At 43.1% G+C, this 14,774-nt stretch carries 12 protein-coding genes; 5 read left to right on the top strand and 7 right to left on the bottom strand.

All coding sequences use genetic code 11. The features are described 5' to 3' along the window. Positions 1–6: 6 nt before the first annotated feature. The 4 genes from serC to leuB form a co-directional block, all read right to left on the bottom strand. On the bottom strand, positions 7–1,089 hold the full coding sequence (gene serC, locus C1A07_RS06115; protein ID WP_101876324.1) for a 3-phosphoserine/phosphohydroxythreonine transaminase: 1,083 nt from the start codon (positions 1,087–1,089) through the stop codon (positions 7–9). Positions 1,090–1,163: 74 nt separating this feature from the next. Then, positions 1,164–2,846, bottom strand: coding sequence for a biosynthetic-type acetolactate synthase large subunit (gene ilvB / locus C1A07_RS06120; protein ID WP_101876325.1), 1,683 nt, complete (start codon positions 2,844–2,846; stop codon positions 1,164–1,166). A gap of 12 nt (positions 2,847–2,858) precedes the next feature. Then, positions 2,859–4,529 carry a dihydroxy-acid dehydratase gene (gene ilvD, locus C1A07_RS06125; protein ID WP_101876326.1) on the bottom strand — a complete coding sequence of 557 codons (1,671 nt, stop codon included), beginning with the start codon at positions 4,527–4,529 and terminating at the stop codon, positions 2,859–2,861. 13 nt (positions 4,530–4,542) lie between these two features. After that, entirely contained in the window at positions 4,543–5,637 is a 1,095-nt protein-coding gene (leuB, locus tag C1A07_RS06130; protein ID WP_101876327.1) for a 3-isopropylmalate dehydrogenase, read from the bottom strand. Between the two features lie 171 nt (positions 5,638–5,808). On the opposite strand from leuB, the gene brnQ reads away from it, so the two are divergent. The 4 genes from brnQ to C1A07_RS06150 all read left to right on the top strand — a co-directional run bounded on the left by brnQ (position 5,809) and on the right by C1A07_RS06150 (position 9,140). Beyond that, positions 5,809–7,002: a branched-chain amino acid transport system II carrier protein gene (gene brnQ, locus C1A07_RS06135; protein WP_101876328.1), complete on the top strand. Its 1,194-nt coding sequence runs from the start codon at positions 5,809–5,811 to the stop codon at positions 7,000–7,002. A 151-nt stretch (positions 7,003–7,153) separates the two neighbouring features. Continuing rightward, positions 7,154–7,669 carry an ECF transporter S component gene (locus tag C1A07_RS06140; protein WP_101876329.1) on the top strand — a complete coding sequence of 172 codons (516 nt, stop codon included), beginning with the start codon at positions 7,154–7,156 and terminating at the stop codon, positions 7,667–7,669. Positions 7,670–7,687: 18 nt separating this feature from the next. Next, positions 7,688–8,521, top strand: a complete 834-nt coding sequence (locus C1A07_RS06145; protein ID WP_101876330.1) for a pyridoxamine kinase — start codon at positions 7,688–7,690, stop codon at positions 8,519–8,521. A gap of 16 nt (positions 8,522–8,537) precedes the next feature. Next, positions 8,538–9,140: a TIGR04100 family radical SAM protein gene (locus tag C1A07_RS06150; protein WP_101876331.1), complete on the top strand. Its 603-nt coding sequence runs from the start codon at positions 8,538–8,540 to the stop codon at positions 9,138–9,140. Between the two features lie 7 nt (positions 9,141–9,147). Here C1A07_RS06150 and C1A07_RS06155 read toward each other — a convergent pair whose 3' ends face one another. Both C1A07_RS06155 and C1A07_RS06160 read right to left on the bottom strand, forming a co-directional pair. Then, positions 9,148–10,179 carry an acyltransferase family protein gene (locus C1A07_RS06155; protein ID WP_101876332.1) on the bottom strand — a complete coding sequence of 344 codons (1,032 nt, stop codon included), beginning with the start codon at positions 10,177–10,179 and terminating at the stop codon, positions 9,148–9,150. A gap of 433 nt (positions 10,180–10,612) precedes the next feature. Then, a complete protein-coding gene (locus tag C1A07_RS06160; protein ID WP_242972268.1) occupies positions 10,613–12,067 on the bottom strand; it encodes an IS1634 family transposase in 1,455 nt (484 codons plus the stop codon). Between the two features lie 449 nt (positions 12,068–12,516). Here C1A07_RS06160 and C1A07_RS06165 point away from each other — a divergent pair, with 449 nt between their 5' ends. Next, a complete protein-coding gene (locus C1A07_RS06165; protein ID WP_101876333.1) occupies positions 12,517–13,779 on the top strand; it encodes a S8 family peptidase in 1,263 nt (420 codons plus the stop codon). Positions 13,780–13,787: 8 nt separating this feature from the next. Here the strand turns inward: C1A07_RS06165 and C1A07_RS06170 are convergent, their stop codons facing one another. Further along, on the bottom strand, positions 13,788–14,768 hold the full coding sequence (locus C1A07_RS06170) for an XdhC family protein (RefSeq protein WP_101876334.1): 981 nt from the start codon (positions 14,766–14,768) through the stop codon (positions 13,788–13,790). Between the last annotated feature and the right edge of the window lie 6 nt (positions 14,769–14,774).

Here is a 14,774-nt window from a genome sequence, read left to right on the forward strand (position 1 = left end):
CACCTATCAGCCGTTTGCCTTCTCAAAATCCCTCATAAAGTCTACCAGGGCGATTACTCCCTCCATAGGCATAGCGTTGTAAATGCTGGCTCTCATGCCGCCCACAGTTCTGTATCCCTTTAAGTTTTCCAGTCCTAAGGCCTTAGCCTCTTTTATAAACTTAGCGTCCAGATCAGGATTTCCTGTTACAAAAGGCACGTTCATAAGAGAGCGGTCTTTTTTTACAACTGTGCCTGTAAACATTTGGCTCTGATCCAGGTAGTCGTAAAGAATCGCCGCCTTTTTCTCATTATAAGCCTTCATAGCCTCCAGGCCGCCTCTCTGCTTCAGCCACTGAAATACCTTGCCGCAAATATAAATACCGTAAGTTGGAGGTGTGTTGTACAGGGAATTGGCGTCTACATGAGTTTTATATTTCAGCATAGTAGGCGTGCCCGGAAGTACGTCGTCCCTGATTAAGTCGTCTCTGATAATTACAATTACAGTTCCTGCGGGGCCGATATTTTTCTGAACGCCTCCATATACAATGGCGTATTTAGAAACATCAATAGGCTCTGAGAGGAAACAGGAGGATATATCTGCAACCAGATCTTTCCCCTTTGTGTCCGGCAGCTCATGGTAAGCAGTTCCGAAAACAGTGTTATTCTGGCAGATATACACATAGTCTGCATCCGGTGAAACAGGCAGATCTGTCAAGTCAGGAATATATGTAAACATTTTGTCTTCGCTGGAGGCAATGGCGTTAGCCTTTCCAAAAAGCTTTGCTTCCTGATAAGCCTTTTTGGCCCACTGTCCAGTAATAATATAATCAGCCACACGGTTTTTCATCAGATTCATAGGGATCATAGCAAATTGTGTGGAAGCTCCGCCCTGAAGAAACAAAACCTTGTAATTATCCGGAATGTTCATCAGCTCTCTTAAATCTGCAATGGCCTGATTGTGAATTTCCTCGTACATTTTAGAACGGTGGCTCATTTCCATAACGGACATGCCGCAGCCCTTATAGTCCAGCATCTCTTCTGCTGCCTCTTGTAATACTGCCTCCGGCAAGGTAGCCGGTCCGGCAGAAAAATTATAAATCCTGCTCATTTTATTCCTCCTCAATTATAATCTTTGAAAACCAGACACTTTTATTTCTATGCCTGACAGCCTGACCTTTATTTTTAAATCTGAAGATCTGAGGCGTCAAATACATCCTGGATTGCCGCTCCCGGAGATACCATTGGAAATACCTTGTCGTCGCAGTCAATAACACATTCAATCACCACAGGCTCATTGGCAGCTATGGCCTCCTTTAAAACAGGCTCCAGCTCCTCACATTTTGTCACTCTGTAAGCTTTTGCCCCCAGGCCCTCTGCTACCTTAACAAAATCCACCTTGTCGTTTAAAATTGTATGTGAATACCGTTTTCCATAGTACATACCCTGCCACTGGCGAACCATTCCCAACACCCGATTGTTTAACACAATCTGAATCACAGGAATATTGTATCTGGTAGCTGTGGCAATTTCGTTCATATTCATGCGGAAACAGCCGTCCCCGGCAATATTAAATACTATTTTGTCAGGACAGCCGATCTTAGCCCCAATAGCGGCTCCCAAGCCATATCCCATAGTTCCTAAGCCGCCGGAGGACAGAAAGCTTCTGGGATTGCGGTATTTATAAAACTGAGCGGCCCACATTTGATGCTGTCCAACGTCTGTGCTGATAATGGCATTTCCGTCTGTCACCTTGTCAATGGCCTCAATAATGCCGGGGCCTGTAAGCACATTGGGATTATAGGTGAGAGGATAAGAATTTTTCATATCCTGGATATGGTCAGTCCATTCCTCATGGTTCATAGGATCTAATCTGGCGTTTAATTTTCTCAATACTACCTTTAAATCTCCAATAATTTTGGCGTCCACATCTACGTTTTTATTAATTTCTGCAGGATCTACCTCTATTTGAAGAATCTTTGCTCCCTTTGCAAACTTTCCAACGTTTCCTGTTACACGGTCGCTGAAACGGGCTCCTAAAACAATCAGCAAATCACACTGAGTAATGCCAAAGTTGGAGGTTTTTGTGCCGTGCATTCCCACCATTCCTGTATACAAAGGATCATGTCCGTCAAAAACGCCTTTTCCCATAAGAGTGTCGGCCACAGGAGCCTGTATCTTGTGGGCAAAAGCTCTTACCTCCTCGCTGGCGTCTGCGGCAATAGCTCCGCCGCCTACTAAAATATAGGGGCGTTTCGCCTTTCTAATAAGATACATGGCATTTTCCATGTCCTTCTCAGTAATTTTATCTGTTTTTCTGATAATCTCTTCTGGTTTCTGATATTCATATACGCAGGAATTAGCAGTTACATCTTTAGTAATATCCACCAGCACAGGACCTGGACGTCCTGTCTGAGCGATTACAAAGGCTCTTCTCATAACTTTCGCCAGATTTGCCACGTCCTTTACAATAAAGTTGTGCTTTGTAATAGGCATGGTAATTCCCGCAATATCAATTTCCTGAAAGCTGTCCTTTCCCAAAAGACTGGTAGCTACGTTGCAGGTAATAGCCACCATTGGAATAGAATCCATACATGCTGTGGCAATTCCCGTTACCAGGTTAGTAGCCCCGGGGCCTGAGGTTGCCAGACATACGCCTACTCTGCCTGTGGCTCTGGCATAGCCGTCCGCCGCATGGGAGGCTCCCTGCTCGTGGGAAGGTAAAATGTGGCGTATTTCATCCTGATGCTGATAAAGCGCATCGTATATATTTAAAATTGCTCCTCCCGGATACCCGAATACAGTATCTACTCCCTGTTCCTTCAGGCATTCGATTACGATTTCTGAACCTGTTAAAGTTTTCTTCATGTACTGTCCCCTCTATCTTTTTGGAATCTCTAATACTGCGCCTCTGTTGCCGGAGGTAACCATGGAAGCATATCTGGCCAGATAGCCTGTAGTCACCTTAGGCTGTCTTGGCTGCCATTTTCCTTTTCTGGCCTCCATTTCTTCATCTGAGATTAATACATTTAAGCTGTTATTGTCAATATCTATAGAGATTATATCTCCCTCTTCCACCAAGGCAATCGGTCCGCCCACTGCCGCTTCCGGGGAAACATGGCCGATGGAAGCTCCTCTGGAAGCTCCTGAAAAACGTCCGTCAGTAATCAATGCCACGCTGGAACCCAGCCCCATACCTACAATGGCAGAAGTAGGATTCAGCATCTCTCTCATACCAGGGCCGCCTTTTGGACCTTCGTAGCGGATAACAACTACGTCTCCGTCCACGATCTTTCCGCCCTTAATGGCTGCAATAGCGTCCTCCTCACAGTCAAAAACTCTGGCCGGCCCTTCATGCTTTAACATCTCAGGAGCCACTGCCGACCGCTTTACTACGGCTGTGTCAGGAGCCAGATTTCCCTTGAGAACTGCAATTCCTCCAGTCTGGCTGTACGGATTCTCCACCGGGCGGATAACCTGAGGATTGCGGTTTACACAATCTTTAATATTCTCTCCCACAGTTTTTCCTGTTACAGTCATACAATCTAAATTTAAAAGGCCTTTTTTGCTGATCTCATTCATTACTGCATAGATGCCGCCGGCCTCGTTTAAATCCTCAATATATGTAGGGCCTGCCGGCGCTAAATGGCACAGGTTAGGAGTTTTGGCGCTGATCTCATTAGCCAGCTCCATGTTCAAATCCACTCCCGCCTCATGGGCAATGGCAGGCAGGTGAAGCATACTGTTGGTGCTGCAGCCTAAAGCCATATCCATTGTCATTGCATTGTAAAATGCCTCTTTTGTCATAATATCCCTTGGGCGGATATTTTTTCTGTACATTTCCATAACAGCCATGCCTGCGTGCTTTGCCAGCTTAATTCTCTCAGAATAAACGGCGGGAATCGTTCCGTTGCCCTGAAGTCCCATTCCCAGGACCTCAGTAAGACAGTTCATACTGTTTGCCGTGTACATGCCGGAACAAGAGCCGCAGGTTGGACAAACCTTATTTTCAAATTCTTTTACATCTTCCTCTGTCATCTTTCTCGCCTCGTAAGCGCCCACTGCCTCGAACATGCTGGAAAGACTTCTCTTCTGGCCTTTTACCTTTCCGGCCAGCATAGGCCCGCCGCTGACAAATACTGTAGGCACGTTGATTCTGGCAGCCGCCATTAAAAGTCCCGGAACATTTTTGTCACAGTTTGGAACCATAACTAAGGCGTCAAAAGCATGAGCGGTAGCCATACACTCTGTAGAGTCGGCAATCAAGTCTCTGGTTACCAGAGAATACTTCATTCCCACATGTCCCATGGCAATTCCGTCGCACACTGCAATGGCAGGAAATACTACAGGTGTTCCCCCTGCCATGGCAACTCCCAGCTTTACTGCTTCCACAATTTTATCAATGTTCATATGTCCCGGTACAATCTCATTATATGAACTGACAATTCCTACTAAAGGCTTTTCCATCTCCTCCTCTGTCATGCCTAATGCATTAAAAAGAGAGCGGTGAGGCGCCTGCTGCATTCCAACTCTTACAGAATCACTTTTCATACTGTTTCCTCCTTTACTGAAGCTTCTCCAACTCTTTACATATTAAATCGCCCATCTGGCTGGTGCTTGTCTCTGTGCATCCCTGGGACATAATGTCGCATGTTCTATAGCCTGCCTCTAAAACCTTTTCCACCGCCGTCTCCACTGCCTTAGCCGCCTGATCCATATCAAAGGAATAGCGGAGCATCATAGCTGCGGAAAGAATTGTAGCGATTGGATTGGCAATATTTTTTCCTGCAATATCAGGGGCAGAGCCGTGGCTTGGCTCATACAAGCCAAATTTTCCTTCGTTCAGGCTGGCTGAAGGCAGCATCCCGATAGAGCCTGTAATCATGCTGGCCTCGTCGGATAAAATGTCGCCAAACATATTCTCTGTAAGAATTACGTCAAACTGTCCTGGATTCATTACCAGCTGCATAGCGCAGTTATCCACCAGCATATGAGTCAGCTGAACCTCTTTGTAATCCTTTGCCACGTCCTCCACAATCTTTCTCCAAAGTCTGGAGGAATCCAGCACATTGGCCTTGTCTACGCTGATTACCTGCTTTCTTCTCTTCATTGCAATTTCAAATGCCTTAACTGCAATCCTTCTGATTTCCTTTTCTGTATATGTAAGGGTATCTACAGCAGTTTCTACTCCGTCCACCATTTTTGTGTAGCGCTCTCCAAAGTAAAGCCCTCCTGTCAGCTCCCTCATAATTACCATATCAAAGCCGCTGCCGATAATCTCCCTTTTTAAGGGGCAGGCGTCTGCCAGTTCTTTATATAAATAAGCCGGTCTGATGTTGGCAAATAAATTAAGACCCTTTCTAATCGCCAGCAATCCGGCTTCAGGTCTTAAATTCGGCGCCACGTCGTACCATCTTGAATTTCCAACATTTCCTCCCACGGCGCCTAAAAGCACAGAATCGCTGTTTTTAGCTGTGTTTAAAGCTTCCTCTGTCAGCGGCACTCCGTGTACGTCAATGGAAGCCCCTCCCATGAGTATTTCTGTATAATGGAATGTATATCCATATAATTCTCCTGCTTTGTCCAGAACCTTTCTGGCCTCTCTTATAATTTCCGGCCCAATGCCGTCTCCAGGAATTAAGGTAATATTGTACTCCATTTTCCTTTTCCCCTTCCTTTCACGTGGGGTTCCCACAAGTATAGTTCTTTTCATAATAGCGTATTTATCGTCAATTTTCAACTGATGCCCACTGGATTTTGGAAAAACTTCTATACAACTTGGGAATCTCTGTTATAATTAAAAGTAATAAAATGACAGGAGCACTATATTATGAAGAATCACACAACACACTTAACTGCTTCCAGCCTCCTTCTCATCGGCTTCACTTTATTCTCCATGTTTTTCGGGGCAGGAAACTTAATTTTTCCGCCCTTTTTAGGTATGCAGGCCGGCTCTGCCCTTGTTCCCGCCCTGGGAGGTTTTCTCCTCAGCGCTGTCTGTTTCCCTATTTTAGGCGTGGCTGCCGTGGCTAAATCTGACGGCCTTCCAAATCTGGCCGGCCGGGTTCACCCTGTATTCGCCTTTTTATTTACTCTTTTAATTTATTTGTGTATCGGTCCCTGCCTGGCTATTCCCAGAACTGCCAGCACCTCCTTTGAAATGGCTGTGGCGCCTTTTGCAGGAGAGGGAGCCATGAACAATTCTGTTGTTCAGGCCCTTTATTCCGCCGCTTTTTTTGTGCTGGCCTCCAGGCTGGCTTTAAAGCCGGACAAGCTAAAGGACAGAATCGGAAAAATTATGACCCCTATTCTGCTTATACTGATTGCAGTGATTTTCGCAGGCTGCATAGTAAGCCTAACGCCGGCCTTTCCTGAACCTGCAGTAAAATATGCCTCCTCCCCCGCCTTATCCGGCTTTATTGACGGCTATCAGACTATGGACACTATGGCGGCTTTAAACTTTGGCATTATTATTGCAATTAATATTAATACACTTGGAATTTCTAAAAAACAGGACGTGGCCCGGGAAACCATTAAAGCCGGAATTATTGCCGGCATCATGTTGATTTTAGTGTACAGCGGCACCGCCTATGTAGGCGCCCTGACTGGCAGTATGTTTTCCCAGGCAGAAAACGGCGCTCAAACCTTAACCCTGGTAGTCCGCTATTTATTTGGAAATACAGGCGCCGTTATTTTGGCCCTGATCTTTTTTATTGCCTGTTTAAATGTGTGCGTAGGGCTGCTTTGCTGCTGCAGCGAGTACTTTTCCATTACTTTTCCCGCCCTGAGCTACGGAAAATGGCTGGCTCTTTTTGCCGCTGTCAGCTTTATAATTGCCAATGCCGGCTTAAACACCATACTGGCATTTTCTGTACCTGTCCTCAGTTTAATTTATCCCGTGGCCCTTGCACTGATTCTTTTGTCCTTTCTTCCTGGAAAGGCGGGCCATTCTGTTATACTTTACCGGATTGTTATAAGTATCACTGCTCTTTACAGCATACTTTCCACTGCCGGGCTTATTTAAAACCATTTCAGATTCATTTAAGTCAAGTTTTATCTCTTTTTATTTTCAAAACTGGCCTGTATTAAAATGTCATTACTGGCATTTTACACTAGGCCAGTTTTTCTTGTATACTTCCTTAAACATATATCAACCTTCAGGGAGGAAAACTATAATGAAACCGTTTTCTGCAAAACCTTTATGTACTGCCGCCATGTCCATGGCGCTGGTATGTATCTCCACTTTATTTTTTAAAATCCCTATTCCATTAGGATACGCCCATTTAGGCAACGGCTTTATACTGGCAGGCTGCGCCCTGACAGGAGGACCCTACGGAATTTTAGTAGGCGGAGTGGGATCTGCCATGGCAGATTTATTAGGCGGGTACAGCCAGTGGATTCTCCCTACCCTGTTGATTAAAGGCCTTATGGGATTTACCGCCGGCTCTCTTATGCTGCCTAAGGAAAAAACCTTTTATCTTTTTTCCTTCCGCACCTTCCTGGGCTGTGGGGCAGGCGTAATAATTATGGTAGCCGGTTATTTTTTAGGGGGAATACTGCTGTCAGGCAGTCTGGCTGCGGGAATCGCCCAGGTGCCTGGATTAATGGGAGAGGGTATTATAGGTATTCTGCTGTTTTATGTAATGGGCGGAGCTTTTGAAAAAATCCACTTGCGCAAATATATTTATTAATAGAAAGGACTGGTTCACATGTGTCATAATAACCAGAAAAAAATAGCTGTGATTAATGATCTGTCCGGCTTTGGCCGCTGTTCCCTTACAGTGCAGATGCCTGTTATCTCTCACCTGAAGGTGCAGTGCTGCCCTGTTCCTACCTCCATATTTTCTAATCACACCGGTTTTCCCCACTATTTCTTTGATGATTACACTGAGAAAATGCCGGAATATATTAGAAACTGGAAGCAGCTTGGACTGGAATTTGAGGGCATTGCCAGCGGATTTTTAGGTTCTTTAAAACAGATTCAAATTGTCCGCTCCTTTATACAGGAATTTCGCAGCGACAGAACTCAGATTATTGTAGATCCTGTTATGGGTGATAACGGAAAGCCTTATAAAACCTACACCCCTAAAATGTGCGATGCCATGAAGGAGCTGGCTCAAATGGCGGATATTCTCCTTCCCAATGTAACTGAAGCCTGCATTTTGACAAACACAGATTACAAGCCTCATGGCTGGAGGAAACAGGAGTTGTTCACTATGGCGGAAAAGCTAAGTCTTATAGGCGCCCAAAAGGTAGTTATTTCCGGCGTAGTTATGGGACAATATTTAGGAAACGTAGTCTACGAAAAGGGAAAGGAGCCGGAAATTATCAGGAAGAAACGGGTGGGGCATACCCGCTCCGGCACCGGAGATATTTTTGCCGCCGTTATTGCCGCCTCCTGCATCAGAGGTTTGCCCTTAAAGGATTCTGTAATTAAGGCAACAGAATTTATTCAGAAATGTATTGTTGCAACAGAAAATATGGATATTCCCCTCACAGACGGAGTATGCTTTGAGGAAGTTTTAGATCAATTAAAAATTTAAATAAGGGGGAAGGATTATGACGATTTTATACCGTGTTCACCACAATTTATATGTAAATATGACAAACAAATGTCCCTGCGCCTGCACCTTTTGCCTTCGCCAGACAAGGGATGAGATGGAGGGCTCCGGCAGCCTTTGGCTGAAACGGGAGCCTTCTGTAGAGGAAATTAAAAAGGAATTTGAGAAATTTGATTTAAGCCAGTTTGAGGAAGTAGTTTTCTGCGGTTTTGGGGAGCCTACAGAGCGCTTTGACGATTTAATTCAGGTAGCTGCCTTTGTAAAGCAAACATATGGAAAGCCTATTCGTATTAATACTAACGGCCTGGGCAACCTTATTAATAACAGGAATATTGCACCTGATATGAAAAACATAATAGACACAATTTCTATTAGTCTTAATACTCCTAATGCAGAAAAATATTTGGAATTAACCAGAAGTAAATTTGGACAGATCAGCTTTCAGGCAATGCTTAATTTTGCCGGGGAGGCAAAAAAATATGTGCCCAATGTAGTTTTATCTACAGTGGCCACTACTTTGACAAAAGAGGAGGAGGCACAGTGCAGCTCCATCTGCCGTAACCTGGGAGTTACATACAGAATACGCCCCTGGGAGGACTAAAAATCCATTAAGTCTCTCTTCCTCCTGTTAACAGCCTCCAGGCAGAAGGAGACCACCGTTTTAAGCATACAGCCATAAAGCTGCTTATTACAGCGCATAAAAACGGCATAGCAAAATAAAGCAGCATAGGCACAGCTGGAACATGGGGCAGAAACTCTGCCCCTGTTTTATTTATCAGACGAACAATGGCAAAATGAACTGCGTATAAAAAGAAGTTGTTTTTCATCCACGGTCTTGCCTGGGCAAGCCTTCCCTCATTGACTAAAAGCCACAGAGAAATGGGGATCAACAGCCGGAACATTACTAAAAGCAGCGCCTGCTGCTGTTTTCCATATGCATGAAAGCAGAAAATCCCGGCTCCGGCTGCTAAAACTCCAACCCAAAATCTTTTTTTGCTCCAGGCCGTCTCAGCCAGTTTTCTGCCGTTGATTCCAATAAAGGCAGCCACAGAATAATAAAATAAAGCGTCCGGATTTAAATAATAAAATTGTTTTCCCTCTGCAATCCCCCAGATCACTACATAGAAAAAAGGAACTGCAGCAAACTTATTTTTCAAAATTCCATATAATACAGGAGTTAAAAGAATCAGAAGAATCAGTTGGTATAAATACCAGAATACATAATTATATGTGTAATTCATAACTGCGTCGGCAGCATTCCAGATGTGAAAAGGGACAACTCCCTTTCCCACTACTTCTGTCAGCCCGTCAATGCGGCTGGCAATTACATATCCCATATAGTATATGAAATTCCACACAATATAAGGAACCAGAATCGTTTTGATTCTGGAATTCCATTTATTCATTAACTGATTCCATGAGAAATTCCTAAAAAAAAGATAAGCAGAGATCATAAAGAAACCGGGAACTGCAATCTGACCGATTACGTTGCTGAAAAAATCCTCTATCTGGTAGACAAAATAAGACTCTTGTCCCCTTCCCAGATAAAGCTCTGCATTTGCAGAGTGCACCCATATAACAAGAAGGCTGAAGCAGAAATTAAACCAATGAATTTTTTTCCTGAACTGGCTCTCTTCCATTCCCTTCCTCCTTCTAATGTTTATAAAACTATTTTATCATATTCATATGACAGGAACAAGAAAAATAGCCCGGGTAAAACCGTAAGTGTTTTTTCACATATTTTTCAAACCATTTTCTGTATAATACCTGACTTTGGTATCAGAGATTAAAAAATAGTGCAAACTTTAAGGTTTAGAAGGACTGCTAGCGGCAGTCCTTCTGTGTTTGTTATTATAGTTTATAATTAAAAATGGTGTTTATTTGAGTTTCAGATAGAAAGTAATTCGTTAAAGGAAGATGAAATTTATCAGCTAGGTCATTTATAAAAGTACAATCCCTTGTGGTGTTTATATATTTATGTTCGCCTTTTGTTACCCTGAAATCTTTAATGAATCTAAATATATCTGAAGTTGAATATTTTTCATCCAGTATCTTAAATTGAAAAATCCTCTTTTAGAGAACTGTTAAATAACAAATCCAAAAGTGGCCTTTAATCGTATTTTCTTTTTGAAGAAATACCGGCCGTGCATCCAGGTCTGATTTCATAATCTTAAAGGATTCTTCAATTCTCCACAGATTATGGTAAGTACAGTAAATATCCTGATCTGTCATCTGGGTTTCGGATGTGACCAGAAGATTGTATCCGGCAAGTTCGAGGTCCTTATCGATGGCAGCCTGATTAATCCTTGTTTTTGCTTTATTTCCTGTTTTATCTGTGAAATCCACATATTTTCCTGCTTCTCCAAAGTCATTCCTTTTGGCTTGTGACAGGGTAAGTGCTTTTGCTTTTTCTACAAGGCGGTTTATTTCATATCTTTTTTTTGCAGCAAGGGAAGGATTGTAGGTAACCAGGCGTTTCTCTGTAAGCATAATGGTCTGTTTTTTTCCGTTATACTCTATGGAATAAGGAAAAGTATCAATACAGCTTTTATAGCGGTATAAAAGTTTTCCGCTTTTATCTTTGACATCTTTGTAATCCTGTTCTAATAATACCCAGGTTTTTTCTGTCGAAGGCAAGGTTTTTACAGATTTTGAAAACAGATAACCATCTCCATTCTGTTTTGAAAACGCAATGTTTTGTGCACAATTAAGTCCTTTGTCTGCGACATGGATGGTTTTTCCCATGATATTGTTCCTATTTTTAAGTCCATCAATCACATCACGTAGAATGGGTTTTTCTGACTCATTTCCCGGATACATCTTCATACCGACCGGAATCTGGTTCCGATCCAAAAGGAGCCCAAGACCGATGATGGGTTCCTTTTTGTTTTCTTTGCTCGGTCCTTTTTTTCTGAAATCATCCTCCCTGTCTATTTCAAAATAGAAATTCGTACAATCAAAGTAAGAGTTTGAAGTATCCAGTCCATAAACAGCCGCAGTTTGTACAGTAAAGATCTCGATAAACTTTTCATAGTTTTCTCCCAAAAAGGCAAGACCATCAAGAAGCTGATCATAGGAATAATGCGACGAATGGTACAGATTGGGAAGCACATCGTGGAATGTCCTGTTTTTACTGCATGGGCATACACCTCTTGCGTAGACTAATGTAGAAATCAATTCATAAAGATCGAACTGAAAATCATATGTAAGATGAAAATAATTCACATACTTTTGGATTTTTAATTTCTCAAGGATTGCTTTCAGTGGAAAGTATCCAAGATAAAGAGTTGGAGAAATGTCAGAAATTTTGCGGACACCTTCTTCTTTTCGTTGCTGGTTTAAGAGAGCTACTTCTTGTTGGTAAAAAGAGATTGGATCTTCCATGCCGTTCTTTTTCAGTGTTTCTACAGAGCCAAGGGATTTGTAGCATTTGTGAGCTGCCCCCTTTTTTTCCTGATTATAAAAACTGTCATAAATCGCAAGATAAGTTCTGCCTTTTAAAGTTGTCTTTTTTAAAAAATATGCCATAGAATCCCTCCTCAAAAAGATAGCACCACTAACACTATTAGTATATCGCAAAAAAAGAATTTTGAAAAGTTTTTTTGCAATAAAAAAAGCCTTATTTAAAGGCATTTGTGAGGCTTCAGAGCAGAAAATACTCCTAAAGATTTCTAGTGCTAACTTCTAAAGACGGGNAACACTATTAGTATATCGCAAAAAAAGAATTTTGAAAAGTTTTTTTGCAATAAAAAAAGCCTTATTTAAAGGCATTTGTGAGGCTTCAGAGCAGAAAATACTCCTAAAGATTTCTAGTGCTAACTTCTAAAGACGGGTATTTTATCATATTCATATGACAGGAACAAGAAAAATAGCCCGGGTAAAACCGTAAGTGTTTTTTCACATATTTTTCAAACCATTTTCTGTATAATATGGTATAATGTGAAGACTTAAAATAAGGATAACAAGGAGGTAACAAAATGCGGAGACGTTTTTCTGCCTTTGTCACTGCTGCGGCCTTTAGTATTATTTCTCTGGCACAGGCTTTTCCTGCCTATGCTAAGCAGTCGGACGAAGCTTTTCATACATTTGCAGTGGGACCGGGCCTTATTAATTTATCCCCGGAAGATCAGTACGCTACATACCAGTGGGGATTAAAAAATGACGGTGAATTTCAGGCCATAGAATTGAAGCAGAAATTTACAGATATTGGAGCTATATACAGCAATGTTCCCAACCCTATCGGCCTGATCGGCCTGCCCCGCTCCAACGGACCTGATTCTTATTCTCAGGTGGTGACAAACGCTGTTCCCGGAATAGATATTAACGTACTTCCCGCCTGGAAAGCCTATTCTGCAGCCACCAATAAAAGACAAGTAATTGTAGCTGTTATTGACACAGGCATTGATATTAACCATCCTGATTTGAAAAATTCTATATGGGTAAATGAAGACGAGATTCCCGGAGACGGCATTGACAATGACGGCAACGGCTTTGTAGATGATGTAAACGGGTGGAATTTTTTTGACAATAATAATCAGGTGTACACAGGAAATGAGGACGACCACGGCACTCACGTAGCCGGCACTATCGCCGCCTCACGAGGGGACGGCGGAATAACAGGCATAGCTGACAACAGTCAGGTAAAAATTATGTCCATCAAAGCCCTGGGCACCTCCTCCGGAACCGGCACTCCTGAAATGATTGTACAGGCCATTAAATATGCCGAGGCTAACGGAGCTTCCATCTGCAATCTTAGCTCCGGCACCTTAAAATACAGCCAGGAGCTGGCGGATGCAATTCAGAATTCTAACATGCTGTTTATTGTAGCCGCCGGAAACGGGGATACAAACGGCATAGGCTACAGCATCGACGATAATCCGATTTATCCTGCCGCCTTCCCCTATGACAATATTATTTCAGTGGCCAATTTAATGTTTGACGGAAGCCTGGATACCAGCTCCAACTTTGGCGCTGCAAGCGTTGATATTGCGGCCCCCGGCTCCTATATTGTCAGCACAATTTCAAATGGTTACGGATTTATGAGCGGAACCTCTATGGCAGCTCCTATGGTAACAGGAGTTGCAGCCATGATATATGCCTCGGACGCCAATTTAAGTCTGGCAGACGTAAAAAACAGAATTCTTCAGACTGCTCGGCCTTTAGAACAGCTTCAGGGCAAGGTGGCTACCGGCGGCATGTTGGACGCAGGAGCCGCCATGACTTACGGTCAGTCCTCCTGATACAAGGCTTAGGTGGTTTTGGTCCGATTTTGTTTTCCCCGGACCAAAATCAGCTGAGCTGCAATGCTTACTCCAATCTCCGCCGGGGTCTCGCTGAATATATCCAGACCAATAGGAGATATAATTCTTTTAATCTGATTTTCTGTGAAGCCATATTCTTTTAATTTCTTATTTACAATTTCCTTTTTTGCCCTGCTGCCCACCGCCCCAATATAACAGGCAGGCGTAGTTAAGGCGTATCTCAGTACTTCTGTATCCCCCAAATGCCCTCTTGTCATCACGCAGATATAATCCTTTTCACTGACAGCAAACTTCCCTGCCAGCTTTTCAAAATCAACTGTCCAGGTTTCCTCTGCCTCCGGAAACAATTCTTTTCTGGAAAATTCCTCCCTGTCGTCTATTACAATACATCGGAATCCTACATGGGACAAAAGAGGCACCGTCTCCTGGGCCAAATGGCCTCCTCCAAAAATAAAAACCTTTGACTGAGACACCAGCCTGATCCCGTAACAAGGTTTTCCACTTATGTGAAAAAATCCCCGATCCTTTTCCACAGCCTGACTTTCATTATCCTGAAAAAAAGGCTCATCTCCATTTACAGGAAGGTAAAACCACAGATTTTCCCTGATCCCCTTTGTCTCTCCCTTTTGAAGCTGCCCTCTCAGATTATTTTTTGCCTCCTGAGAGATAAAAGAAAACAGCACCTCCACATCTCCTCCGCAAATCATTCCCAGATCTGCCGTCTCTTCTTTAGACAGACAAAATTTCTCTCTGGAGGACTTTTTTTCTTCTAAAAACTTTACTCCCAGATCAATACATCTTTTTTCCAGCATTCCCCCGCCTATGGTTCCAAAAAGTCTGCCGGATGGGCCTATAGTCATACAGGCTCCTGCCTCCCTGGGGGCGCTTCCTCTGCCTTCTATAATTACAGCGAGAATACAGTCTTTTTCTTCCTCCAAAAGCTTTTTAAGCTGCTTCATAAGCTCCATATTATG

This window comes from Lachnoclostridium edouardi, from assembly GCF_900240245.1.
Lineage (GTDB): Bacteria > Bacillota > Clostridia > Lachnospirales > Lachnospiraceae > Lachnoclostridium_A > Lachnoclostridium_A edouardi.